Origin of the sequence: Pengzhenrongella phosphoraccumulans (assembly GCF_045689905.1) — a bacterium.
GTDB lineage: Bacteria > Actinomycetota > Actinomycetes > Actinomycetales > Cellulomonadaceae > Pengzhenrongella > Pengzhenrongella phosphoraccumulans.
This window is the reverse complement of the sequence record NZ_CP144210.1, coordinates 2,419,491-2,442,652: the sequence shown is the minus strand read 5'-3', so window position 1 is coordinate 2,442,652 and position 23,162 is coordinate 2,419,491. Positions and strand designations below refer to the sequence as shown.

General features: G+C 72.6%; 23 protein-coding genes, 1 tRNA gene and 1 other RNA gene. 11 read left to right on the top strand and 14 right to left on the bottom strand.

The window, feature by feature from the left end:
- Nucleotides 1–14: 14 nt before the first annotated feature.
- From VTA80_RS11255 to VTA80_RS11245, 3 genes are all read right to left on the bottom strand, one after another.
- Nucleotides 15–1,070, bottom strand: a complete 1,056-nt coding sequence (locus VTA80_RS11255) for an aspartate-semialdehyde dehydrogenase (protein WP_407345591.1) — start codon at nt 1,068–1,070, stop codon at nt 15–17.
- Nucleotides 1,067–2,338, bottom strand: a complete 1,272-nt coding sequence (locus VTA80_RS11250) for an aspartate kinase (RefSeq protein WP_407345589.1) — start codon at nt 2,336–2,338, stop codon at nt 1,067–1,069. The genes VTA80_RS11255 and VTA80_RS11250 overlap by 4 nt, the downstream gene beginning before the upstream one ends.
- 134 nt (nt 2,339–2,472) lie before the next feature.
- Nucleotides 2,473–3,255, bottom strand: coding sequence for a TSUP family transporter (locus VTA80_RS11245; RefSeq protein WP_407345751.1), 783 nt, complete (start codon nt 3,253–3,255; stop codon nt 2,473–2,475).
- Nucleotides 3,256–3,367: 112 nt separating this feature from the next.
- Here VTA80_RS11245 and VTA80_RS11240 point away from each other — a divergent pair, with 112 nt between their 5' ends.
- From VTA80_RS11240 to VTA80_RS11225, 4 genes are all read left to right on the top strand, one after another.
- Nucleotides 3,368–4,435, top strand: coding sequence for an ABC transporter ATP-binding protein (locus VTA80_RS11240; RefSeq protein WP_407345588.1), 1,068 nt, complete (start codon nt 3,368–3,370; stop codon nt 4,433–4,435).
- Nucleotides 4,432–5,664, top strand: a complete 1,233-nt coding sequence (locus tag VTA80_RS11235) for an ABC transporter permease (RefSeq protein ID WP_407345587.1) — start codon at nt 4,432–4,434, stop codon at nt 5,662–5,664. Before VTA80_RS11240 ends, VTA80_RS11235 begins: the two co-directional genes overlap by 4 nt.
- Nucleotides 5,665–5,964: 300 nt before the next feature.
- Nucleotides 5,965–7,446 carry a DUF222 domain-containing protein gene (locus VTA80_RS11230; protein ID WP_407345585.1) on the top strand — a complete coding sequence of 494 codons (1,482 nt, stop codon included), beginning with the start codon at nt 5,965–5,967 and terminating at the stop codon, nt 7,444–7,446.
- A 126-nt stretch (nt 7,447–7,572) separates the two neighbouring features.
- Nucleotides 7,573–8,046: a hypothetical protein gene (locus tag VTA80_RS11225; protein ID WP_407345584.1), complete on the top strand. Its 474-nt coding sequence runs from the start codon at nt 7,573–7,575 to the stop codon at nt 8,044–8,046.
- A 55-nt stretch (nt 8,047–8,101) separates the two neighbouring features.
- Here VTA80_RS11225 and VTA80_RS11220 read toward each other — a convergent pair whose 3' ends face one another.
- The 6 genes from VTA80_RS11220 to VTA80_RS11195 form a co-directional block, all read right to left on the bottom strand.
- On the bottom strand, nt 8,102–8,749 hold the full coding sequence (locus tag VTA80_RS11220) for a DUF5063 domain-containing protein (RefSeq protein ID WP_407345583.1): 648 nt from the start codon (nt 8,747–8,749) through the stop codon (nt 8,102–8,104).
- Complete coding sequence (gene recR / locus VTA80_RS11215) at nt 8,742–9,341, bottom strand: recombination mediator RecR (protein ID WP_407345582.1); 600 nt, start codon at nt 9,339–9,341, stop codon at nt 8,742–8,744. The genes VTA80_RS11220 and recR overlap by 8 nt, the downstream gene beginning before the upstream one ends.
- Nucleotides 9,342–9,433: 92 nt before the next feature.
- Nucleotides 9,434–11,587 (bottom strand): DNA polymerase III subunit gamma and tau, encoded by a 2,154-nt coding sequence (locus VTA80_RS11210; RefSeq protein ID WP_407345581.1) that lies wholly within the window; start codon nt 11,585–11,587, stop codon nt 9,434–9,436.
- Between the two features lie 45 nt (nt 11,588–11,632).
- Nucleotides 11,633–12,991 (bottom strand): FtsX-like permease family protein, encoded by a 1,359-nt coding sequence (locus tag VTA80_RS11205; protein ID WP_407345580.1) that lies wholly within the window; start codon nt 12,989–12,991, stop codon nt 11,633–11,635.
- Nucleotides 12,988–13,707, bottom strand: coding sequence for an ABC transporter ATP-binding protein (locus VTA80_RS11200; RefSeq protein WP_407345579.1), 720 nt, complete (start codon nt 13,705–13,707; stop codon nt 12,988–12,990). Before VTA80_RS11200 ends, VTA80_RS11205 begins: the two co-directional genes overlap by 4 nt.
- 119 nt (nt 13,708–13,826) lie before the next feature.
- Nucleotides 13,827–14,561 (bottom strand): LysE family transporter, encoded by a 735-nt coding sequence (locus VTA80_RS11195; protein WP_407345578.1) that lies wholly within the window; start codon nt 14,559–14,561, stop codon nt 13,827–13,829.
- A 53-nt stretch (nt 14,562–14,614) separates the two neighbouring features.
- On the opposite strand from VTA80_RS11195, the gene VTA80_RS11190 reads away from it, so the two are divergent.
- The gene (locus tag VTA80_RS11190; protein WP_407345577.1) at nt 14,615–15,073 is read left to right on the top strand and encodes an Lrp/AsnC family transcriptional regulator; all 459 of its coding nucleotides are present in this window, start codon (nt 14,615–14,617) and stop codon (nt 15,071–15,073) included.
- A 43-nt stretch (nt 15,074–15,116) separates the two neighbouring features.
- Here VTA80_RS11190 and ffs read toward each other — a convergent pair.
- Nucleotides 15,117–15,213: signal recognition particle sRNA small type (gene ffs / locus VTA80_RS11185), an RNA gene on the bottom strand.
- Between the two features lie 108 nt (nt 15,214–15,321).
- Between ffs and VTA80_RS11180 the strand changes: the two genes are divergently transcribed.
- Genes VTA80_RS11180 through mmuM form a run of 4 tightly spaced genes read left to right on the top strand, consistent with a single transcriptional unit; the run spans nt 15,322 to nt 19,552 of the window.
- Nucleotides 15,322–16,761 (top strand): ferric reductase-like transmembrane domain-containing protein, encoded by a 1,440-nt coding sequence (locus VTA80_RS11180; protein ID WP_407345576.1) that lies wholly within the window; start codon nt 15,322–15,324, stop codon nt 16,759–16,761.
- Nucleotides 16,762–16,771: 10 nt separating this feature from the next.
- Nucleotides 16,772–17,395 carry an FMN-binding protein gene (locus VTA80_RS11175; protein WP_407345575.1) on the top strand — a complete coding sequence of 208 codons (624 nt, stop codon included), beginning with the start codon at nt 16,772–16,774 and terminating at the stop codon, nt 17,393–17,395.
- Complete coding sequence (locus VTA80_RS11170) at nt 17,392–18,207, top strand: FAD:protein FMN transferase (protein ID WP_407345574.1); 816 nt, start codon at nt 17,392–17,394, stop codon at nt 18,205–18,207. The genes VTA80_RS11175 and VTA80_RS11170 overlap by 4 nt, the downstream gene beginning before the upstream one ends.
- Nucleotides 18,208–18,247: 40 nt before the next feature.
- Nucleotides 18,248–19,552, top strand: coding sequence for a homocysteine S-methyltransferase (mmuM, locus tag VTA80_RS11165; RefSeq protein ID WP_407345573.1), 1,305 nt, complete (start codon nt 18,248–18,250; stop codon nt 19,550–19,552).
- Here the strand turns inward: mmuM and VTA80_RS11160 are convergent.
- Nucleotides 19,549–20,028 (bottom strand): hypothetical protein, encoded by a 480-nt coding sequence (locus VTA80_RS11160; protein ID WP_407345572.1) that lies wholly within the window; start codon nt 20,026–20,028, stop codon nt 19,549–19,551. The two genes, mmuM and VTA80_RS11160, sit on opposite strands and share 4 nt — an antisense overlap.
- A 209-nt stretch (nt 20,029–20,237) precedes the next feature.
- Here VTA80_RS11160 and VTA80_RS11155 point away from each other — a divergent pair, with 209 nt between their 5' ends.
- Nucleotides 20,238–20,678 carry a hypothetical protein gene (locus VTA80_RS11155; RefSeq protein ID WP_407345571.1) on the top strand — a complete coding sequence of 147 codons (441 nt, stop codon included), beginning with the start codon at nt 20,238–20,240 and terminating at the stop codon, nt 20,676–20,678.
- A gap of 4 nt (nt 20,679–20,682) precedes the next feature.
- On the opposite strand, the gene VTA80_RS11150 is transcribed toward VTA80_RS11155, so the two are convergent.
- Nucleotides 20,683–21,477 (bottom strand): class I SAM-dependent methyltransferase, encoded by a 795-nt coding sequence (locus tag VTA80_RS11150; protein WP_407345570.1) that lies wholly within the window; start codon nt 21,475–21,477, stop codon nt 20,683–20,685.
- Nucleotides 21,478–21,656: 179 nt separating this feature from the next.
- Here VTA80_RS11150 and VTA80_RS11145 point away from each other — a divergent pair.
- Nucleotides 21,657–21,741 (top strand) — tRNA-Ser (locus tag VTA80_RS11145).
- Nucleotides 21,742–21,875: 134 nt separating this feature from the next.
- Here the strand turns inward: VTA80_RS11145 and VTA80_RS11140 are convergent.
- On the bottom strand, nt 21,876–22,454 hold the full coding sequence (locus tag VTA80_RS11140) for a GNAT family N-acetyltransferase (RefSeq protein ID WP_407345569.1): 579 nt from the start codon (nt 22,452–22,454) through the stop codon (nt 21,876–21,878).
- A gap of 85 nt (nt 22,455–22,539) precedes the next feature.
- Nucleotides 22,540–23,064: an FBP domain-containing protein gene (locus VTA80_RS11135; RefSeq protein WP_407345568.1), complete on the bottom strand. Its 525-nt coding sequence runs from the start codon at nt 23,062–23,064 to the stop codon at nt 22,540–22,542.
- Nucleotides 23,065–23,162: the final 98 nt, after the last annotated feature.

The window sequence follows — 23,162 nt, the reverse complement described above, 5'->3', positions numbered from 1 at the left end:
GGCGCTGAACCGGGCTAGGGGCGGCTCATCGCCGGGATCAGGAGCTCGGCGATCTGGACCGCGTTGAGCGCGGCGCCCTTGCGGAGGTTGTCGTTCGTCACGAACAGGGCGAGGCCGCGCCCGTCGGGCACCCCGGGGTCCTGCCGCAGCCGACCGACGAAGCTCGGGTCCGCACCGGCGGCCTGCTGCGGGGTGGGCACGTCCGACAGCTCGACGCCCGGCGCCCCGGCCAGCAGCTCGAGCGCCCGTTCGACGGACAGCGGCCGGGCGAACTCCGCGTTGATCGACAGCGAGTGCCCGGTGAACACCGGCACGCGCACGCAGGTGCCCGAGACCAGCAGCCCCGGCAGGTCGAGGATCTTGCGGCTCTCGTCGCGGAGCTTCTTCTCCTCGTCGGTCTCGAACAGCCCGTCGTCGACCAGGTTGCCGGCCAGCGGCACCACGTTGAACGCGATCGGCGCGACGTACTTGACGGGCGCCGGGAAGGTGAGCGCTCCGCCGTCGTGCACGAGGGCCTCGAGGGGGACGCCGCCGGCGACCACCGCGCGCACCTGGTCGGCGAGCTCCGCGGCGCCCGCGAGCCCGCTGCCCGACACGGCCTGGTAGGTGCTGACGATGAGCCGGGTCAGCCCGGCCTCGTCGTGCAGCACCTTGAGGACCGGCATCGCGGCCATCGTGGTGCAGTTCGGGTTGGCGATGATGCCCTTGCGCGGCGCGCGGGCCGCGTCGGGGTTGACCTCGGCGACGACGAGCGGGACGTCGGGGTCCATGCGCCACGCGGAGGAGTTGTCGATCACGACGACGCCCGCGGCCGCGAACCGCGGTGCCTGCACCTTCGACGTCGCGCCGCCGGCGGAGAACAGCGCGATGTCCAGCCCGGTCGGGTCCGCGAGCGCGGCGTCCTCGACGACGACGTCCGTCCCCTTCCAGGGCAGCGTCGTGCCCGCCGAACGGGCCGAGGCGAAGAACCGGATGGACTCGACGGGGAAGTCGCGCTCGGCGAGCAGAGCGCGCATGACGGCGCCGACCTGCCCGGTCGCGCCGACGACGCCGATCCGCAGGCCGCTCATCGTCCGGTCCCGCCGTACACGACGGCCTCGGTCTGGGAGTCGTCCAGGTCGAACGCTTGGTGCACCGCTCGCACCGCGTGGTCGAGGTGGTCGGCCCGGGTGACCACGGAGATCCGGATCTCGGAGGTCGAGATCATCTCGATGTTGACGCCCGCCGCGCTCAGCGCCGAGAACAGCTTGGCGGAGACGCCGGGGTGCGAGCGCATGCCCGCGCCGATCAGCGAGATCTTGCCGATGGTGTCGTCGTACTGCAGCGAGTCGTAGCCGATCTCGGCCTGCGCGGCCTTGAGCGCGCCGATGGCGAGCTTGCCGTCGGTGGCGGGCAGCGTGAAGGAGATGTCCGTCAGCCCCGTGGCGGCGGCCGAGACGTTCTGCACGATCATGTCGATGTTGACCTCGGCGCCGGCGACGACCTCGAAGATCCGGGCGGCCTTGCCGGGGACGTCGGGCACGCCGACGACCGTGATCTTGGCCTCGCTACGGTCGTGCGCGACACCCGAGATGATCGGCTCTTCCATGGGTACGTCTCCCTCGATCTCGTCCGTGACCAGTGTTCCCTCGAGCCCGGAGAACGAGGAGCGCACGCGCACCGGCACCCCGTAGCGCCGCGCGTACTCGACGCACCGCAGGCCGAGCACCTTGGCGCCGCTCGCGGCCATCTCCATCATCTCGTCGTAGCTGATCCGCTCGATCCGCCGCGCGTTCGGCACGATGCGCGGATCTGCCGTGAAGACGCCGTCGACGTCGGTGTAGATCTCGCAGATGTTCGCCTTCAGGGCGGCCGCGAGCGCGACGGCGGTCGTGTCCGAGCCCCCTCGCCCCAGCGTCGTGACGTCGTTGGTGTACTGCGTGACGCCCTGGAACCCGGCGACGATCGCGACCGCGCCGGCGTCGAGCGTCGCGCGGATGCGGCTCGGCGTGACGTCGATGATGCGCGCCTTGCCGTGGGTCGTGTCGGTGATGACGCCCGCCTGCTGGCCCGTGAACGACTGCGCCTCGACGCCGAGGTTGGCGATCGCCATCGCGAGCAGCGACATCGAGATGCGCTCCCCCGCGGTGAGCAGGATGTCCATCTCGCGCGACGGCGGCAGCGGCGTCACCATCTTGGCGAGCTCGATCAGCTCGTCCGTGGTGTCCCCCATCGCCGAGACGACGACGACGACGTCGTTGCCCGCGCGTTTGGCCTCCGCGATCCGCTTGGCGACGCGTTTGATCGCGGACGCGTCGGCGACGGACGAACCGCCGTACTTCTGCACGATCAGGGCCACGGGACGAGCTCCAGGTTCATCGGTCGGACGGGCTCGACGATTCTAGGACCGTCCACCCTTCGGACGTCGGTCCGCTCATATCGCGGACGGCGGACGGGGACGGGGTCGGGGTCAGGGTCAGGGTCGGGGCGGCCTCAGGCGAACAGGCTCCACCCGAGCCGGACGATCAGCGCGCCGACCACCACCACGAAGATGACCCGGACGAACCCGCTGCCGCGCGCGACCGCCATCCGGGCCCCGAGGTACGCCCCGGCGATGTTCGCCACGCCGACCACCAACCCGAGCTTCCAGACCGTGGCGCCCTGCAGGCTGAAGACGATCAGCGCACCGAGGTTGGTCGCGGTGTTGACGATCTTCGCGTTCGCCGACGCCTCGAGGAACGCGTAGCCGAGCACCGCCACGAGCGCGATCACGAGGAAGGTCCCGGTGCCCGGGCCCAGCAGGCCGTCGTAGAACCCGATCGCGGTGCCGAGCGCGAGCGCGGCGACCAGGTGCCGCCGGCCCGTCCAGCGCAGGTCGGTGGCGCGCCCGACGCTCGGCCGGGCGACCGTGTAGACCGCGACCAGGATCAGCGCGACGAGGATCACCGGCCGGAACACCCCGGGCGGCAGCGCGCTGGCCAGGCCCGCGCCGCCCGCTGCGCCACCGAGCGCGGCGAGCGCCATCGGCCCCGCGGTCCGCAGGTCGGGCTGCACCCGCCGGTAGTACGTCACCGCGCTCACCGAGGTGCCCATGATCCCGGCGAGCTTGTTGGTCGCGAGCGCTGCGACCGGGCTCATCCCCGGCACGAGCAGCAGCGCGGGGAGCTGGATCAGCCCGCCCCCGCCGACGACGGCGTCGACCCAGCCCGCGAGGAAGCCCGCGAGCACGAGCAGCAGGACCGTGCCCGTGGCGAGCTCCAGGCCGCCGGCCGTCACGCGGCGGTCGGGGTCGCGGGGCGTGGGGGCACGGCGCTGGTCTACCACGCGGGGGCCCCCGGACGGGCGAGGCGGTTAACGGTCGGGACCTGCGCACCCCTAGGTTCGGGGCATGTCGATCACCGGCGACGACGCCGCCCCCGCTTCGCGCGATCTCGACGCCCCGCCGGCCATCTCGACCGTCCCCGGCCTGTCCGCGCAAGGGGTGCACCGCGCGTTCGGTGCGGTCCGCGCGCTCGACGGCGTCGACCTCGAGGCCCGCGCCGGTGCCGTCACGGCGCTCGTGGGCCCGAACGGCTCAGGCAAGACGACGCTGCTGCTCATCCTCGCGGGGCTGCTCGTGCCCGACGCCGGCCAGGTGCGCGTGGGCGGCTTCGACCCCGTGACCCAGGGCCAGGCCGCGCGGGCCCGCACGGGCTGGATGCCGGACGCGTTCGGCACGTGGGACTCGCTGACCGCGCGCGAGGTCCTGCTCACGTTCGCTGCCGCCTACCTGCTGCCGCGGGAGCGCGCCGCCGCCCGCGCGACCGAGCTGCTCGAGACCGTGCACCTCACCGAGTTCGCCGACCGGCCCGCCAGCGTGCTCTCGCGCGGGCAGAAGCAGCGCCTCGGGCTGGCCCGCGCCCTGGTGCACGACCCCGACGTGCTGCTGCTCGACGAGCCCGCCAGCGGCCTGGACCCGCGCTCGCGCGTCGACCTGCGGATCCTGCTGCGGCTGCTCGCCTCGCAGGGCAAGGCCGTGCTCGTCTCCAGCCACGTGCTCACCGAGCTCGACGAGATGGCCGACGACGCGGTCTTCCTCTCGCGCGGCCGGACCGTCTCGGCCGGGAAGGTCGCCACCGCACAGGCGGCGCTGCGCACCTGGCGGCTGCGCTCGCTCTCGCTCCCCACCCTGCTCACATGGCTCGGCGCCGTCGGCGCGACCTGGCTGCCCGACGACGACGCCGTCGTGCGCGGACCTGGGCTGACGAGCGCCGGACCGCCCGGCGGCCCGACCCCAGGCGGTGACGGCACCGACGTCGACCGGCCCGGCGGCGTGCTGCTCCAGGTGGACGGCGAGGTCGGTGCGGCCTCGCTGCTGCGTGACGCGATCGCCGCGGGCGTGCCCGTGACCTCGCTCGCGCCCGCCGGCGGCGCGCTCGAGCAGGCGTACCTGGCGCTCGAGGAGGAACGACGATGAGCACCGACGTGACCCTGGACCCGGCCGCCGCAACCCCGGCACCCGACCCGACACCGTCGCGCCCGGGCGGCCAGCGCGGGACGTGGGCACTGTCGTGGCACGGCGTGCGGACCGTCGCCGTGCTCGACCTGCGCCAGCGGGTCCGGTCGACCCGGTGGATCGTCGCGCTCGCGGTGTGGTTCGTCGTCGTGGGCGCGATCACCTGGCTGACGTGGGTGGCGGCGAACCGTGCGTTCGGCCTGAGCCCCACGGTGTCCAGCGCCGCGGTGTCCGGCACCGCCGAGCTGCAGTCGGATCCGGTCGTGGCCGCGGCCGCGTCGGCGGGGCCGACGATCTTCGGCCTCATCGTGTTCTTCGTGCTCTTCCTCGGGCTGCTGGTCTCCCCCACGCTCAGCGCGACGTCGATCAACGGCGACCGCGCGGCCGGGACGCTCGCGACGCTCCAGGTCACGCTGCTGACGCCGGCCGAGATCGCCGTGGGCAAGCTGCTCGCGGCCTGGACCGCCGCCCTGGCGTTCCTCGGCACGAGCGTGCCGTTTCTCGTGCTGGCGCTCTTTGCCGGCGGGACCCCGGTCCTCTCGGTGGTCGTGTGCCTGCTGGTGCTCGCGATCCTGCTGGCCGTCGTGTGCGCGATCGGGCTCGGGTTCTCCGCGCTCATCGCCCGTCCGTCCGGCTCGGCGGTGCTCACCTACCTGTCGGTCGCGTCGCTGACCGTGCTGAGCCCGATCGTCTTCGGATTGACCTTCCCCGCGATCTCGTCCAACGACCAGGTGCGCGTGTGGAGCGTGCCGGCGGACTTCAACTGGGAGGCCGGCGTCGCACCCACGTGCGAGTGGACCACCGAGACCCAGCAGCAGTGGCACACCGAACGCACCTGGTGGCTGCTGGCCATCAACCCGTTCGTCATCGTGGCCGACGCCGCCCCGGAGGCCCGCGGTGACGCGGCCACCTACAGCTTCGACCCGCTCGGCGGGATTCGTATGGCCGTCCGCGAGGCGCGGACCGGGCCGTCCGGCGAGGTGGACTACTGCAGCGGGAACTACCCCGGCGTGGACGGCTGGGAAGCTTCGCCGTTGTCCCCGGTGGCGGAGCGCCAGCCCGACCGGAGCGTCGTGTGGCCGTGGGGCCTGGCGGCGAACCTGCTCCTCGGCGGGGCCGGACTGGCGATCGCCGTTCGCCGCCTCACGATCCCGCAGCGCACCCTGCCGCGCGGCACCCGCGTGGCGTGACGACAGCCTGAGGTCGGCGCGACGCGGGCTTCATCTCGGCCACTCCGTCCCCCTTGCATGCAGCGGTGGAGAGGCTCAACGTAGGGCTCTAGTGGCAATCAATGAACCACCCCCAGGTCGTCCCCGCGAATGCGAATCCACAGATTTCGGTGTGCTTTTCTTTGTCCACACCTCCTGCCCGACGACGCGGCGGGGAATGTCAGTGCCCCCGGTTAGTGTGGGTTGCATCGGAAATGGTGAGAGTTCACCGGTTCTGAGGCAGCAGGAGTATTCCCGACGAGCGGCGACGGGGGGTGTGAGATGACCTTTGAAGAGGACGAGCGCGCGCCGTCGCAGCCACCCACGCCCACGCCCACGCGGCCAGCCTCGTTGTCGTTGGCGGATCGAGCGGCGGTGATCCGCGCGCAGGTGGACGCGTTAGCCGAGGTGGAACCGCGGGATCTGGACGGGGCGGGCGCGTTGGAGTTGTTCGACGTGGTGTTTGAGCTGTCGGACCGGATGCAGGCCATCGCCACCCGCGCGCTGCCCGTGGTCGAGTGCGAGGTGCCGTGGAACGCCAGCGGTGCGCGCACGTTCCCGACCTGGTTGGCGCGGCGTGCGCACCTGACCTATGCGAAGGCCAAGCGGATGACTCGCCTGGCTCACGCGTTGCGCGATGAGCTGCCGTTGACTGCCGCGGCGGTGGTCACCGGGGGTGAGGGGCGAGTGAGCGTGGAGCAGGCCGAGATCCTGACCACCGCCGCCGCGACCAGCGAGGTGCGCCGTCAGGTATTGGCGGACCCGGACGCGCCGGTGGGGGAACGGTTCCTGCTGGACCAGGCCGCGCAGGTCAGCGCCGACACGCTGCGCATGCTCGCCCGCCGGTGGGCCGCGGCCGCGGACCCGGAAGCGGACGAGCGCGGGTACACCGGCGCCACCGAGCGGGAGTTCTTCGACGTGTCCGCCACCACCGGGGGGTGCCACCTGTCCGGGTTCCTCACCACCGAGCACGGCCAAGGGCTCCTGGTCGCGTTGCAAGCCGTGCAAGGCGTCCCGGCCGCCGGGGATGACCGCACCGCGTCGCAGCGGCGCGCGGGTGCCCTGTCGGACCTGGCCCGACTCACGTTGGACCAGGGCCTGACCGGCAAAGGCTCCTCGGTACGACCGCACATCAGCGTGCTGGTGGACTACCCGACCCTGATCGCCATGACCACCCGCGCCGGAGTGACCCACCTGCTCGACCCGTCCCTGCACCCCACCGACTGCGACCAGGTGGACCCGGCCCTGCTGTTCCCGCCACCCGCACCAGGCGGACTGCTCGACCAAGGACTACTGAACCCCGCGGTGCTCAACCCCGCGGCGCATGACCCGGCAGCGGGCAGCGGCTCACCCCTGGTCCCGCAGGTACTGCGCCCGGCAGTGTTCGAGGACGGGCAGCTGGTCCCGCGCGTCGTGCTGGACCGACTGTTGTGTGATGCGGAGATCAGCCGGTTCATGTTCAGCCCGGACTCACAGCTCATCAATATCGGCCGCGCCAAACGCACCTTCACCGGCCAATTACGCCGCGCGATCATCGCCCGGGACAAACATTGTCAATACCCCGGTTGCACCGCGCCGCCGCGCATGTGTGAATGCCACCACTCCATCCAATGGTTCCGTGACCACGGTGACACCGATGCCACCACGGGTGTGTTGTTGTGCTGGCACCACCACGACCACACCCACGACCACGGCATCGAGATCACCTGGACACCGGCCGGCTGGCAATTCACCGACCGCCACGGCACCGTCATCCGCCGCTGACCCGACGCGCCACGGGGCTGCGCAGTTGACCTGACACACTGCGGACCTCACAACTTCGTGAAGCCCCAACCACGAGCGGCTGTCGTTCGCCGGACTGCCGCGCGCCAGGCTGAATAGGGTCCCCCCATGACTGCCACCGCGTCGTCCACGCCCCCGTCGTCCACGCCCCCGTTGTCCGACGAACAGGTCATCGCCAAGTTCACGCGAATCACTTTCGCGTTCTGCGGCTCGCTCGGGTTGATCCTGATTCTCGGGGTGACAGTCCTCAGCCCCCACAGCTCCATCGGTATGCCGGGCGTGCTGGTCGGAGTCGCACTCGGCCTCGGTTCCTGGTTCGGTTCTCGATGGATCACGAGCTTCGGGATCTCCAGGATTGCGCGCACCAACCCCACTGATCTGGCAGGAGCCGTCGGTACGGCCGCGTTCATGGGCATAGGCATGGCCGACGCCCCGGCACTCATCGGACTTGTCCTCGCGACCGGCGACGGTGCGGACGTCGGCCCGATCGTGATCGGGATACCGATCGCGATCCTGGCGGTGATCGTCAACGCCTCTGGCCCGGGCGCCGTGCGTCGGCACCTGCACCGGCTGCGGGCGTGAGCGACGGCTCAGTCGGCCCGCGGGCCGGCGCGGGACCGAGCGCAGGCTCGGCCGGCTAGGCCTGGAGCGCGTCGTACTCCGCTTCGGCGGCGACGTCATCGTCCACATCGAGGCGTAGGTGACCGAGCAGCACCTGCAGCACGCGCAGGACGCTCGAGGCGCGCTCGCCCCAGCCGGACAGGTAGGAGAACTGCCACCACCACAGCGACTCCAGGACCTGGCCCTCTTCGTAGTGCTGCAGCCCCTGCGCGACAGCGCCCACAATCGAGACCAGGTCGCCGGACAGCGCGCACGTCTCCACCTCGTCGCCCAGCAGCGGGTCGACGACATTGGCGTACTCGTCCAGGCCGTCGAGCACGTTCGCGAGCGCGATCCGCAGCGCATCGACGTCGGGCTCAGGACCGATGTCCGGCTCGAAACGCTCGGGCGGGACGACGTCGAGCATCGCGCCCAGGCGCGCGCCGGCCGCCAGAAGGTCGGACACGGCCAGGAGGAGGAGCGGGATCCCGGCGTCAGGGTTCGCGCCGGAGGCCACCTCGGTGATCGTGGACAGGAAGCCGCGGCTCTCCTCGGCCATGGCCCGGGCGACGGAGAGCAGGTCGGCGGCCTCGGCGGCCACCGCCGGATCAACTGCGCCCGGCGTGCCGGGCTCGCTGGTGCTGGTGGATGTTGCGCCGCTCGCGTGCGCCGGGACGTCAGGCATTGATCCGTCGCCTCCCTTCGAAGGCGCGGCCGAGGGTGACCTCGTCCGCATATTCCAGGTCCCCGCCGACCGGCAGGCCCGAGGCGAGACGGCTGACCGTCAGGCCGAGCGGCACGAGCATGCGTGCCAGGTAGGTCGAGGTTGCTTCACCCTCGACGTTCGGGTCGGTCGCGAGGATGACCTCGGTGACCTCGCCGTTAGCGAGCCGCGTGAGCAGCTCCTTGATCCGCAGATCGTCCGGGCCGACGCCCGCGATCGGGTTGATGGCGCCGCCGAGCACGTGGTACCGGCCGCGGAACTCGCGTGTGCGCTCGACCGCGACGACGTCCTTGGGCTCCTCGACGACGCAGATCACGTTGGCGGAGCGGCGCGGGTCGCGGCAGATGCGGCAGGTCTCCTCCTGCGTGACGTTGCCGCAGATGTCGCAGAACCGCACCCGGGCCTTGACCTCGGTCAGCGCGTCGACCAGCCGGCGTACGTCCGTGGGGTCGGCCGAGAGCAGGTGGAACGCGATGCGTTGCGCACTCTTGGGACCGACGCCGGGCAACCGCCCGAGCTCGTCGATCAAGTCCTGAACCGCTCCCTCGTACACCCCATCAGCCTACGGGACCGGACCCACGCGCCCAGCCCCCGACGCCTCGAAAGACTCTGCGGATCAGGCGCGTCGGGTCCGCCGCGTTCAGGTCAGAAGCCGTCGCCGACCTGCTCGTCGATCACCGTGCCGCCGAGCATCTGCGCGACCAGACGCGGGCCGGTGAGGTGCGAGGTCGAGATGTCCTCGTCGTCGGGCTGCGGGGAGTCCTCGACGGCGGCCGGCGCCGCCGCGGCCGCGCGGATCGCCTCCGCGTGCGCGTGTGCCCCGGCCTCGCGCGCACTGCTGGCCCGGTGCTCGTCGCGCGGGGGCTCGACATGCTCGAGATCCTCGGGCGGTTCGACGTCCGACCACGACGCCTCCGCGCGAGCGCGGTCGGCCACTTGCGCAGCATCCGTGCGCCTCCCGGGCGTCGGGTCGACCGTCGCCGGGCCTGCCGACGACGTCGATCCCGCGGGCGAACCGGCAGCGGTCTCGGCGAGCACGCCCTCGACGCGGACGTCGAAGCCGAGCGTCTCGCGCACCGCGCGCTGCACCATCTCGGCGTGCACGCCGGACCGGAAGGCGGTCGCCAGCCCGGGCACCGTGAACGTGAGCTTGAGGGTCGTCGACGTCAGCTCGCCCACCTGCGCGTTCTGGCTCACGAGCGCCCAGGTCGCCTTGCGCAGCCGGTTGAGCGTGGCCAGGACCTCGGCCCACCGCCGCCGCAGCACCTCGGTCTCCATCCCGCCGACAGCCGGCGACGCGGGGGTGGCCGCCCGAACGGCGCGTGCAGGCTCGGGTGCGCGCGACACGGGCTCGTTCGTGTGCACCGCCGGCCCGTTGACGTCCGCGACCGGTGCGGGCGTGGTGGTGCGAGCGGGCTCGTGGACCTGCTCGTGACTAGGCGCCGCGACGTGAGGCGGCGTTGGCGTCATGGTCTGCGTCGGCGCGGTGGTCTGCGTCGGCGCGGTGGTCTGCGTCGGCGCGGTGGCCCGCGTCGGGACCGGGTCGGACGCCGGCGCCACCTGGACCGATTCCCGCACTGGCGGGGCGACCACCGGCGCGGGGGCGGACACAGAAGCGGACACAGAAGCAGCGGGAGCAGTGCGCTCGGCGCGCTCGAGGCGGTCGAGGCGGGCGGCGTAGCCGGCGGCGGCGTCGTCGGCCGCGGGCAGGAGCAGTCGGGCGATCAGCAGCTCAAGGTGCAGCCGGGGCGAGGTCGCGCCGGTCATCTCGCTGAGCGCCGCGTTGACGAGGTCGGCCGCCCGCGACAGCTCGGCGGCGCCGAGGTGGTCCGCCTGCGCGCGCATGAGCGCGAACTGGTCGGCCGGCACGTCCCGCAGCGCGGCCCGGGCCGCGTCCCCGGACGCGGCGATGACGATGAGGTCCCGCAGCCGTTCGAGCAGGTCCTCGACGAACCGGCGGGGCTCGTGCCCGGTCGAGATCACGCGATCGACCACCCGGAACGCGCTGCCGCCGTCGTGCGCGGAGATCGCGCCGACGACGTCGTCGAGCAGGGCCGCGTGGGTGTACCCGAGCAGGGCCACCGCGCGCTCGTAGTCGATCCCGGCCTCGTCCGCGCCGGCGACCAGCTGGTCGAGTACCGACAGCGAGTCGCGCACCGACCCGGCGCCCGCGCGCACGACCAGGGGCAGGACCCCGGCGCCGACGTGCGCGCCCTCGGCGGTGCACAGCTGCTCGAGGTAGCCGGTGAGGATGTCCGGCGGCACGAGCCGGAACGGGTAGTGGTGCGTGCGCGAGCGGATGGTCCCGATCACCTTGTCGGGTTCCGTCGTGGCGAAGATGAACATCACGTGCTCGGGCGGCTCCTCGACGATCTTGAGCAGCGCGTTGAACCCCTGCGGCGTGACCATGTGGGCCTCGTCGAGGATGAAGATCTTGAACCGGTCACGCGCCGGCGCGAAGGTCGCCCGCTCGCGCAGGTCGCGGGCGTCGTCGACGCCGCCGTGGCTCGCCGCGTCGATCTCGACGACGTCGAGCGACCCCGGGCCGCCGCGCGCGAGCTCGCGGCACGACGCGCACACGCCACACGGCACGTCCGTCGGGCCCTCGGCGCAGTTCAGGCAGCGCGCCAGGATCCGGGCCGACGTCGTCTTGCCGCAGCCCCGCGGGCCGCTGAACAGATACGCGTGGTTGATGCGGCCCGTGCGCAGCGCCTGCATGAGCGGCTCAGTGACGTGCTCCTGCCCGATCACCTCCGCGAAGTTCTCGGGCCGGTAGCGGCGGTACAGAGCAGTAGTCACGTGACGGATTCTAGGCGTCGACCCCGACACCGCAGGTGCTCCGGGTCAGCCTGCGCGAACCACCGTCTCGGCCAGCACCTCACGCAGCAACGGGCGCGACGTCTCGGTCGCTGCGAAGACCAGGGCCGCCCCGCCCACCAGGCACCCGACGAGCAGCAGCAGGCCGCCCGGTGACTGCAGCACCGCCGCGCCGAGCAGCGGGAAGAATATCAGGACGGCGGCGACCGCGGATCCCACCGACACCACGAGCATCGGCCCGATCACCTCGCGCCGCCGCACCGCGTCGAAGAGCTCGACGGGCACCCCCGCGAGGTGGGCCAGCGCGTACTCGCGCCGTCGGTCGAGCACCGAGGCCGCCTGCGCGATCCCGGCCGACGCCGCGGCCACCACGAAGGTGATCACCAGGGTCAGCACCGCGCCGCGGGACAGGTCGGCGACCAGCAGCACGATGTCGGGGTCGCCCTGCGGATCGGACGCCGCGAACGTCGGGATGATCGAGAGCGAGCCGGCCACGAACCCCGCGAGCCCGAGCCCGCCGACGACCCGCCACGCCGCGCGGGGATCGTCGATCAGCCGACGCGCCGCCAGCATCCGCGCGGGCGTCGACGCCCCGCGCAGCGCGAGGCGGCCGAGCAGCCCGAGCACCCACGGCCCGACCACGTTCATCGCGGCGAAGGCGACCGCGAAGCACCCCAGGAAGAAGGCGATCGCCGCCGGACCGAAGGCGGACAGGAACGTGCTGACGACCATGAACACACCGAGCGCCACCAGGGCGACGACCAGTCGGACGGCCTTGAGCCGACCCGGCGTGGCCCGGTTCGCGACCCCGAGCGGGGAGACGACGACGCGCCGCAGCGACACCGCACCGCTCACCGCGGCGAGGAGCGGGACGGCGACCAGCGAAGCCAGCAGGATCGGCCAGCCGACCCAGAGCTCGCCGACGGTGAACGGGTCCGCCTGGAACGTGATGCGGGTCCACACCGGCAGCAGCGCCACGTACCCGAGCGCGCCCGCTACGGCTCCGAGCAGCCCCTGCCAGGACGTCTCGAGCACGGTGAGCACGACGACCTCCCGCGGGGTGACCCCGAGCAGCCGCAGCGTGGCCAGCCGGGCGTCGCGCCGCGCGACCCCCAGCCGGGCGGCCCCGCCGCCGAGGGTCACGAGCGGCACGACCAGCAGGATCAGGGCGGCCCACGCGAAGATCACGTAGTCCGGGCCCATGGTGCGTAGGTACGCCGTCGTCGGGTGCTCGGCGCGGCCCAGGAAGCCGAGCAGCCCGCCGATGACGCTGAGGGTGAGCGCGGTCGACACGGCGAAGGCCGTCACGGCGAGGGCGGTCGTGAGCCGTTGGTCGCGGCCGCCGGCCCGGCGCAACCACGGGGCCAGGGCGCGCACGGCGATCATCGGGAGCCCGCGCCCACGATGAAGCCGTCCCGGACCTCGACCCGGCGGTCGCACCAGGCGGCGACCTCGGCGTCATGCGTGACGACGACGAGCGAGGCACCCGCCATCCGTGTGGTCTCCGTCAGGATGCGCATCACGTCGTGGCCGGTGGCCTGGTCGAGCGAACCGGTCGGCTCGTCCGCGAACACCACGTCCGGCCCGGTGATGAGGGCACGCGCGACGGCGACCCGCTGCGCCTGGCCGCCGGACATCTCACCGGGTCGCCGCTCCTCCATGCCTTCGAGGCCGAGCGAGGCGAGCCACCGACGGGCCAGCGCAGTCGCCTCGCGCCGGGAGGCGCCGAGCAGCATCACGGGCAGGGCGACGTTCTCGACCGCCGGGAGCTCGGCGAGCAGTTGACCGAACTGGAACACGAACCCGAAGTGCTCGCGGCGCAGCAGCGACCGTTCGCGCTCGCTGAGCGAGGTCACGTCACGTCCGCGGAGCGTCACGCTGCCGGCATCGGGCGGCAGGATGCCGGCCAGGCAGTGCAGCAGCGTCGACTTGCCGGACCCCGAGGGCCCCATCACGGCGATCGACTCACCGTCGGCGAGGTCGACATCCACGCCCGCGAGCGCCGTCGTCGGCCCGAAGTGCTTGACGAGGCCGCGCGCGCACAGGCGCGGCACGGTCGTGGGGTTCAACGGGCGGTCAGCGGACGAGGTGCGCGGGATCATGCCTCCAGCGTCGGCCAGGTCAGTGTGCCGGCACATCGGGCCCCGGGCCCGGGGGCTCCCCGCACCACCGGGCCCCTGGGGGGAGAGCCCACCAGCCCAGGGGGTGACGGCGCCCGGCGCTACCCGACCGCGAGCATGCCCGCGAGGAGCGCGACCAGTCCGAACCCGAGCAGCCCGAGCGCCCGTTGCACGCCCGCACCCGCACCTACCCCCCGGCGCGCGCCGGCACGCGCCCATCTGCCGAGCAGCCCCCCCGCCCCGGCGAGCGCGAGCTGCCAGGTCAGGGACGCGAGCCCGACGCCGACGACGAAGGCGACGGCACCGGTCGCCGTCGGCCACCGGGACGCGAGGCCGGCCGCGAGCGCGACGAAGGCGAGCGCCGTCAGCGGGTTGACCGCGGTGAGGGCGACGAAGCGGACGAACGTCGCCGCGGGCCGCGCCGCCCCGAGCGCCTCCCCCGGCCCGACGCCGACCGGCGCCGCGCGCAGCGTGCGGACGATCCCCGCGACTGCCACCGCTCCGAGCACCGCGGCACCGACCGCACGCACCACCACCTCGTGGCCCCCGAGCGCGCTCGAGACCCCGGCCCCGCCGAGCACCGCGAGCGTCGCGTAGGCGGTGTCGATCACCGCGACCCCGGCCGCCCCGGCGGCGGCGGACCGCCCGCCGCGCGTCATCCCCTCGTGCAGCAGCAGCACCCCGATCGCCCCGAGCGGCATCGCGACGGCGAGGCCCGCCGCCAGCCCGCTGAGCAGCGCAGCGCCCGGCACGAGCTCAGGCTCGAACACGAGCACGAGCACGAGCGAGCGGGGTTCGGAAGGTGGGCACCCGGTCACTGTCGCGGTCCCGGGCATCCCGCGGGGGCAACTCCCGCGTGAACCACCGCCATCGGTGCGATGATCGCGGCGTGGACCCGATCGACAGCGAGATCCTCCGTGAGCTGACCGCAGATGCGCGGTTGCCGTTCCGCGAGCTCGGCGCGCGGGTCGGCCTGTCCGCGAACGCGGCCGCCGCGCGGGTACGCCGCCTGCAGGAGTCCGGCCGGATCCGCGGGTTCACGATCCTCACGGGTCCGGGCGGCGACCTGGCGGACCCCGGGATCCGCCCTGGTCTCGAGGTGTTCATCGACGTGCGACTGCAGCCCGAGGTCACCTACGAGCACTTCGCCGCGTCCCGCGCCTCGGGTGCCTTCCCCGAGATCCTCGACGCGGTGCACCTGACCGGCGCGTACGACTACCTGGTGCACGCCGTCGTGCCCGACGCCGCCGCGCTCGACCGGTTGGTGCGCCGGCTCAAGCGCGAGGCCGGGGTGGCGCAGTCGCTCACGCGCCTCGCGATGCGCACGCCGCCACCGCCGACCAGCTAGCGCGATCCGCCATGAACCCGGCCGGGGGCAAGAACGAGGGCAAGAAAAGGACCCCCCGCACACCCGTCAGAGCTCACATACCCTTGCTGCCTTCCGGCCCTGGGGGAGTTCAGCGAGATGACGCCGCACGAGGGGTCCCCCCAACCCTAACGCAGCCACCGGGGGCACCGGACGCGCTCGCGGCATGCAAAGCCGACGCACAGGAAACAGCCAGGGTCACCCCAGGCACCGCCGCCAGAGTTACTGCCATGGCCCCCACGAAGACACTCAACCGCCCGGTCGCAGCCGTAGGCAGAGCCCGGATCACCCGCTTGCGGGCACCGGTGCGACGACGCTGGTGGGCCGACGGCGTCGGCGCATTCGTCTGGGCGACCACCTTGGTGGTCGTCGCTCTGTGGATCTCCAACGGAGCCGTCCAGGATCTCCTGGGCGGCTTCGGCTCCGCCATGACGTCCTTCGGTCGCCTGCTCGGGCTGGTCAGCTCGAACATGCTGCTGCTCCAGGTGCTCGCGATGGCCCGCATCCCGTGGGCCGAACGGTCCCTGGGCCAGGACAAGATCACCCGCTGGCACCGGCTGCTCGGGTTCACGTCCGTGAACCTCATGCTCGCGCACCTCGTCGCGACCACGATCGGCTACGCGTCCCTGGCTCGCACCGGCTTCCTCGCCCAGCTGTGGTCGCTCGTGACGACCGCGCCCGGCATGCTGCTCGCCACCGCGGGCACCGCACTCTTCGTGCTCATCGCCGCCACGTCCATCAAGGCCGCCCGACGCCGCGTGAAGTACGAGTCCTGGCACCTGTTGCACCTGTACGCCTACCTCGGCGCCGGGCTCGCCCTGCCGCACCAGCTGTGGACGGGCAAGGACTTCCTCGCCTCCCCCATGGCCACGGCGTACTGGTGGGGCCTGTACGGCGTCGCGCTCGCCGCCGTCCTGATCTTCCGCGTCGCGGCCCCGCTGCGCACCACGCTGGCGCAGCAGCTCAAGGTCAGCCACATCGTGACCGAGGCCCCCGGCGTCATCTCCCTCTATGTCACCGGCCCGCGCCTGGCCCGGATGGCCGTGTCCGCCGGCCAGTTCTTCGTGTGGCGGTTCCGCACCGGGGCCGGCTGGACCCGCGGCCACCCGCTGTCGCTCTCGGCGGCCCCGAACTCCGGCTCGCTGCGGATCACCCTGTCGGTCCGCGGGGACGACGGCGCCCGGCTCGCGGCCATCAAACCCGGCACCAAGGTCATGGTCGAGGGCCCCTACGGCCGGCTCACCCCCGACATGGCCACCAAGCGCGGCCTGGTCGTCATCGGCTCCGGCCTGGGCATCACCCCGCTGATCGCCCTCCTGCAGGACGCCGTCTCGAGCGGCAAGACGAAGTACCGGCCGGCCACATTCGTCCGCCGGGCGAGCAGCGCCGACAACCAGCCGCTCCAGGCCGACATCGACCGCCTGGTCGCCAGCGGCGGGGTCAAGCTCCTCGACCTCGTCGGGCCGCGATCCCGGGTCGGAACGTCCTGGCTCCCCCAGCACCTGGGCCACGTGCCCGGCCCGAAGGCCATCAAGCTGCTCGTCCCCGACCTGGCCGACTGCGACGTGTACCTGTGCGGCACCGGGCCGTGGATGGATGCCGTCACCGCTGATCTGCGCGCCGCCGGAGTTCCGGACGACTCGCTCCACATCGAACGATTTGATTGGTAGGCCGCGACCCATGCGCCGCATCCTCATCGCCATCGGCACCACCCTGACGGGTCTGGTGCTCCTGTTCTCCTTCCCCACGAGCCTCAACCGGATCGCGTCCGCCAACGCCATCGGCGCGGCGGCCGGTACGTCGGCGGCCGCCTCGAGCGGGACCGCCACGGCGGACGCGGCAGCCGCCAAGGCCTCCGCCGACGCCGCAGCAGCCACGGCAGCATCGGACGCCGCCGCCGCCAAGGCCTCAGCTGACGCCGGCGCGGCCACCGCCGCTGCCGATGCCGCAGCCGCCAAGGCCGCTGCCGATGCCGCAGCGGCCGCGACCGCAGCGGCCAACGCGGCGGCCGCGGCAGCGGCAGCGGCTCCGGTCACCTACGACGGCGCCGTCGCCTCGACCCGCTACGGCAACGTCCAGGTGCGCATCACCGTCAGCGGCGGCGCGGTCTCGGCCGTCCAGGCGATCGCGTTCCCGAGCAACGACGGCCAGAGCCGCCAGATCAGCAACTACGCCGTGCCGGTCCTCAACCAGTCGGCGACCGCCGCGAAGTCCGCGAAGATCGCGATGGTCTCCGGGGCGACGTACACGAGCACCGGCTATCTCCAGTCGCTGCAGAGCGCGCTCGACCAGGCGAAGCTGTGACCGCCGTGACGGCGTCCGGCGGCGCGGGAGTCATCGAGCCCGCCGGGGCCGACCACGACCGCCATCGGGCCTGGGTCGAGCAGATCATGGGCATGCCGATCAGCGTGCACGTGCGTGGCGCCGGGGCCCGGGGATCGGAGGCCGCCGAGGCCGCCGCGAAGCTCTTTGCCGACCTGCGCGAGGTGGACCGGATCTTCAGCACCTACAAGGACGACTCCGAGATCAGCCGGCTGGGCCGCGGCGAGCTCACCCTCGAGCAGTGCGACCCGGCCGTGCGCGAGGTGCACCGCCTGTGCGAGGTCGCCCGCGAGCGCACCGACGGCTATGTCGACGCGTGGGCCGTGCCCGGCCACCCCGGCCGGTTCGACCCGACGGTGCTGGTCAAGAGCTGGGCCGTGGCCCGCGCCGCGCGGCACTTCGAGCAGGTGCCCGCGCTCGCGCTGGCCGTGGGCGCCGGCGGCGACATCCTCGTGACACCCGGCGACGAGCCGGACCCGTGGATCATCGGCATCCAGGACCCGAACGACCGCGGCGCCGCCATCGCCACCGTTCCCGTGCACGACGGCGGCATCGCCACCTCGGGCCTGGCCGCGCGGGGCGCGCACATCTTCGACCCGCACACCGGCGCCGCCGTGACCGAGGTGGTCTCCGCGACCGTCATCGGACCGTCGCTGATGTGGGCGGACGTGTGGGCCACGGCCGTGGTTGCGCGCGGCGCGGGCGCCATCGACTGGCTGCCCACGCTGCACGGCACGACGGGCCTGCTCGTGCTCGCCGACGGGACCGTGCACCGCTGGCAGAACGCGGAGTAGCCCCGGGCTGGGTTGCGGTCGTACGGCAGACTTCGCCTCCATGAGGATGGATCTGGCCCAGGCGATCGCGCGCGGACCCGTGCCGATCGACGGCGGGCTGTCGAACGAGCTCGAGCGGGCCGGTGCCGACCTGTCGGGCGCCCTGTGGTCCGCGCGGCTGCTGCGCGACGACCCCGAGGCGATCGTCGGCGCGCACGCCGCGTACTTCGAGGCCGGCGCGCGCGTGGCGATCACCGCGAGCTACCAGACCTCGTTCGAGGGCTTCGCCGCGCACGGCATCGGCCCGGACGAGGCCGCGGCACTGATGCGCCGGTCGGTCGAGCTGGCCCGGACGGCGGCGCAGCGCTGCGGGCTCGCCGACGAGGCATGGGTCGCCGCGTCGGTCGGGCCCTACGGCGCCGTGCTCGCGGGCGGCCAGGAGTACACCGGGGCGTACGCGGCCCCCGGCTGGTCCGGCCGGCCGCAGGGCGGGCTCACCGTCGCGGAGCTGCGCGCCTTCCACCGCCCCCGGATCGAGGCGCTGCTCGCGGCCTCCCCCGACCTGCTGGCCCTCGAGACGATCCCCGCCGCGGCCGAGGCGGAGGCGCTCCTGCTCGAGGTGGCCGACGTCGGCGTGCCCGCGTGGCTCTCCCTGACCACCGTCACCGCCCCGGACGGCTCGGTACGGACCCGCCTCGGCGAGGACGCCGCGGACGTCTTCGCCATGGCCGCCGACGTCGACGCGGTGATCGCGGTCGGCCTGAACTGCACGGACCCGGCCGGCGCCGCGGCCGCGGTCCGGGTCGCCGCACAGGCCTCGGGCAAGCCCGTGGTCGTGTACCCGAACTCGGGCGGCACGTGGCTCGCCGCGGAGCGCCGCTGGGTCGGCTCGCCACGGTTCTCCCCCGACGTCGTCGAGTCGTGGGTGGACCTCGGGGCTCGGCTGATCGGCGGCTGCTGCCAGGTCGGGCGCGAGGAGATCGCCCAGATCGCCATCGTGCTCGATCAGATGGGCTTTCGGCACGGCGTGCGGGTGCTGGAGTGCGCTCCCGGGAAGCCGCTGGCGAGCAGGGGTGATTGCGAGCAGCTGATCGGCGACGCGTTCGGGGCGCGCGCCGAGCTGGTCGTGATCGGGGTGGATCGCCTCGACCCGCGGTTCTTCGACCTCAGCACCGGGGTGGCCGGAGAGGTCCTGCAGACGCTGGTCAACTACCGGCTGCGGGTCGTCGTCGTCGGCCAGGTGCCCGGGCGGGCGAGCGCCGCGCTGCAGGACTTCATCCGGGAGTCCAACCGCGGACGCCAGGTGTGGTTCGTGGCGGACCTCGCCGCGCTCGACGCGCGGCTCGCGGCCGAGGCGACCTCCTAGCTCGCGGGTCGCCAGCCCGGTCCGCGGTGCGCGAGCCACCACTGGCCGACGTGGTGGAACTGCCGCACATGGGTGGCTACCCCGAACCCGTACCACGACGTTCCTGCGCGGAGCGTGATCGGTCGGCCCTGGGCGGGGACGAGCTGGATCACCCAGGCGCCGCCGAACCGCTGCGTGCTCACGACCCCCTGCAGGTCGGACCACGCGATGGTCTGCCGACGGAAGCTGCGCACGATCGCGGCCTCAGGCGTCAGATCGACGCCGAACGTGCTCAGCAGGGCCGCCTCGGCGGTGAGCAGGCCGCCGAGCACGAGCTGGAAGACGGGCAGCCCGGCCACCGGGCCAACAGGTTCGAGGAAGATTCCGGACCAGGCGGCCAGCGCAAGCCAGAGGACACCCGCGAGAAGAAGCGGCAGCCAGTCCCGGCGCGGGGTCCGGAGGCGGACGGTGGCCGGCCCCGTCTGAGTCGTGGTCATCGCGGGCGGGTCCTCTCGACGAGGTCGCGGCTCGCGTGCCGCGACACACCGGCCATCGTGGCGCACCCTGGGCCGCGCGGTGGGCGTTCCCACGCGCGAATCCCCTGCGTCGCGCGAAGCCACCAGGGGTGTGGGGGACTTTGTGCTCCTGAGACCTGGCTCCGCGGCCGCCTAGCGTGGGAGGTGAGGTCCAAACCGGGGAGGTCCAGATGACAGCAACTGCACCCACGCGCCCGACCATTGCCGCCCGTCGTCTGGGCTACACCGTGTCGGTCGGGATCAACGCGGTGCTGCTCTATGCGGCCGATGTGTGGCCGGGCTGGGATGCGCTGCCGTTCCTCACGAGCGACACCGAGCTGGTGATCGGGCTGGTCAACGCCTCGATCATCGTCAACCTCGCCGCGAACGTGGTGTACATCCTGCGGGATCCGCCCTGGTTGCGTGCGCTCGGCGACGTCCTCACGCTCTCGGTCGGTCTGGTGGCGATGGCGCAGATCTGGCTGGTGTTCCCGTTCGACTTCGGCGGGAGCACGTTCGACTGGACCCTCGTCGCGCGCATCCTGCTGGGCGTCGGGATCGTCGGCAGCGTGATCGGCATCCTGGCCGCGATGGTCTCGTTCGTGAAGGCCCTGTCCGCGCGCTCGGCCTGACGGATCAGCGCACCGCGTCGCCGGACTGCCAGCCAGGCCCGGCCAGGCGCCGCGCGACCAGGACGACGTCGTGCACGGTGTGGTCGTCGCCGTCGGCAGTGGCGACCGTGCGGCCACGGGACTCGTCGGCCACCACGTCCCACAGCGAGGGGTCCAGCACGTCCGCCACCTGCGCGGCGGTGAATCCCAGGTCGGAGTCCGACCACCTCCCGACGCCCGCGTGGGCGTCGCTCGGGTGGTGGCCGACGACGAGCAGGGTCCCGCCCGGCGCCACCGCCGCGGCCAGCCGTGCGTGCAGGGCCACGCGCTGCGCGGAGGGCAGGTGCATGAACTGCGCCGTCACGAGGTCGTAGGAGCCGAGGTCCGGCGCCGATCCCCCGACCAGGTCCGCCTGGAGCCACGTGATCCGGCCCGCCACGTCCGGGCCCGCCTGAGCCGCGTGATCCTGGGCGCGACCCAACGCGGTCATCGAGATGTCGACCGCGGTGACCCGCCAGCCGCGCTGCGCGAGCCAGACGGCGTCGGCCCCCTCACCGCAGCCCACCTCCAGCGCGCTGCCCGGCACGAGGTCGGCCGCCTCGGTGACCAGCTGCGGGTTCGGCCGGCCGCTCCACGCCGCGGTCCTCGAGCGGTACATGGCGTCCCAGAACTCGGCGTCCACGACGGTCTCGCCCGAGTGCGCGGCGCGCGCGCCGCGGTCCCAGTCGTCCTCACCGTGGGCGTTCGCGTGGTTCGCGTGGTCCCCTTTTTGGTCGTGCTGCCCGCCGAGCGGGTCCGTCGTGTGCTCCGCAGCCGTCACGGTGACCACCTCCGACAGAACTGTGCGGTATCGACCGGGCCCGCGGCAACTCCTGTTGCCGATTCAGCAAAAGGACGGGCCTGGCGCGAGCTGACCAGCCCCTCGTGACCGCGATGCTCGGCTGCTCGCGCTGGGCGGTGTGCAAAGTCCCGCCGCGAGCCTGTACCCTCGACCGGCCGGGAGGATTCGCCTAGTGGCCTATGGCGCACGCTTGGAAAGCGTGTTGGGTGAAAGCCCTCGGGGGTTCGAATCCCCCATCCTCCGCGTTGATAAGGGCCCGTGACCTGCTGCGATGCAGGTGACGGGCCCTTCGTCATGTCCGGGTTGGGGCGCGCGGACGGGCGTGGTTGCGGTTCCTTTGTCGCGAAGTGCCGGGTCATCCGCGACCTGAGTGGCGCTCAGGGGTGAAGCGCCTGCCGCCGCTCCCACTGCTCCTTGGTGATCTCGTACCGGTAGCCGCCGAGCTCAGCTCCCTCGACCGCCATCATGTCCTCGGGCGTCGCCAGTTCCTGCGTGACCGCCATCCCGACCTTCTCCATCACGTGCTGCGACGCGAGGTTCAGCGCCATCGTCGCGCCCCACACCACGCGCACGTCGAGGTCGGTGAACGCCATCGTGAGCAAGGCCGCGGACACCTCCGTGGCGTAGCCGCGGCCCCATGCAGCCTGCCGCAGCCGGTACCCGAGCTCGACCTCGTCCAGCGGCCCCTCCCGCTCGGGACGCAGGCAGAACCATCCAACGAACGCGCCGCCCGCGTTTTCGTACGCCGCGAAGAGCCCGCGGGTGCCCGCCCACCGGTCGTAGCCGGCGAGGATGCTCGGCAGGACGAGTTCTCGGACGAACTCCGGCGCGGTCGGCTCGCCACCGGACAGGTAGCGCATGACCGCGGGATCGCTGTCGAGCTCGGTCAACAGGTCGGCGTCGTCGATGCGGAAGCGGCGCAGCGTCACACGTTCGGTCTGCAGGTACGTGTCCATGGCGGGCAGCCTGCCAGCGCAGAGGCTCGGCGGTCGCCCTTATTGCAAGTGCGGTTCTCAGGGGTGCAGGTCGCCCAACCCCGCCTTACGTGGCACAGGCCGACGGCGACGCCGGAACCGTTTGAAGCACGCTCGCGAGGAACGCCCTGGTCCGGTTGTTCAGCCCGGCAACGTGTTGCTCCATGACGAGGTGCGGATCGGGGCGAAGCGGCGTACGAGCCGGAACGACACGGGCGTGATCCGAGCAAGTCAGATCGGCGCAGATATACGTACCCACCGTGTTCATCTCACGGCCAGCGTGGCCTGCCCGCCGTGCGGTGAACAGAGTCACCTCATCGCTGGGGCGCGGCACCCTGCACAACTGGCACATTGCACTCTTGCGCCGTGAGGATGCGGTCTCCGCGGCCCGCAGAATGATGCCGACCAACTCATCGTCGAGGAGGTAGACGATGTACCCGCGAAGGGGCGCCTTGGTATCACGCCAACCAAGAAATTCGAGACCCTCCCAGTCCAGGGCTTCGAGGTCGGCGGGCACGACCATGTCACTCACTTCACGGCGCGAACCATTAACGATCGACCTGCGAATTTCTGACGCGGTCACATTCTTCATGCGGAAACTGCACCCACTCGATCGGTCTTCTGCAGAAGCTGGCTCTGCGTGCGACCCCGAGAGACCCTCAGCACGGTGAGACGCTTCCTCCGGGCAAG

Coding starts and splice junctions, on each gene's coding strand:
- VTA80_RS11255 (WP_407345591.1), bottom strand. CDS start 1,070: ATGAGCGGCCTGCGGATCGGCGTCGTCGGCGCGACCGGGCAGGTCGGC.
- VTA80_RS11240 (WP_407345588.1), top strand. CDS start 3,368: ATGTCGATCACCGGCGACGACGCCGCCCCCGCTTCGCGCGATCTCGAC.
- VTA80_RS11235 (WP_407345587.1), top strand. CDS start 4,432: ATGAGCACCGACGTGACCCTGGACCCGGCCGCCGCAACCCCGGCACCC.
- VTA80_RS11230 (WP_407345585.1), top strand. CDS start 5,965: ATGACCTTTGAAGAGGACGAGCGCGCGCCGTCGCAGCCACCCACGCCC.
- VTA80_RS11225 (WP_407345584.1), top strand. CDS start 7,573: ATGACTGCCACCGCGTCGTCCACGCCCCCGTCGTCCACGCCCCCGTTG.
- VTA80_RS11220 (WP_407345583.1), bottom strand. CDS start 8,749: ATGCCTGACGTCCCGGCGCACGCGAGCGGCGCAACATCCACCAGCACC.
- VTA80_RS11205 (WP_407345580.1), bottom strand. CDS start 12,991: ATGATCGCCGTGCGCGCCCTGGCCCCGTGGTTGCGCCGGGCCGGCGGC.
- VTA80_RS11200 (WP_407345579.1), bottom strand. CDS start 13,707: ATGATCCCGCGCACCTCGTCCGCTGACCGCCCGTTGAACCCCACGACC.
- VTA80_RS11195 (WP_407345578.1), bottom strand. CDS start 14,561: ATGCCCGGGACCGCGACAGTGACCGGGTGCCCACCTTCCGAACCCCGC.
- VTA80_RS11180 (WP_407345576.1), top strand. CDS start 15,322: ATGGCCCCCACGAAGACACTCAACCGCCCGGTCGCAGCCGTAGGCAGA.
- VTA80_RS11175 (WP_407345575.1), top strand. CDS start 16,772: ATGCGCCGCATCCTCATCGCCATCGGCACCACCCTGACGGGTCTGGTG.
- mmuM (WP_407345573.1), top strand. CDS start 18,248: ATGAGGATGGATCTGGCCCAGGCGATCGCGCGCGGACCCGTGCCGATC.
- VTA80_RS11160 (WP_407345572.1), bottom strand. CDS start 20,028: ATGACCACGACTCAGACGGGGCCGGCCACCGTCCGCCTCCGGACCCCG.
- VTA80_RS11155 (WP_407345571.1), top strand. CDS start 20,238: ATGACAGCAACTGCACCCACGCGCCCGACCATTGCCGCCCGTCGTCTG.
- VTA80_RS11140 (WP_407345569.1), bottom strand. CDS start 22,454: ATGGACACGTACCTGCAGACCGAACGTGTGACGCTGCGCCGCTTCCGC.
- VTA80_RS11135 (WP_407345568.1), bottom strand. CDS start 23,064: ATGAAGAATGTGACCGCGTCAGAAATTCGCAGGTCGATCGTTAATGGT.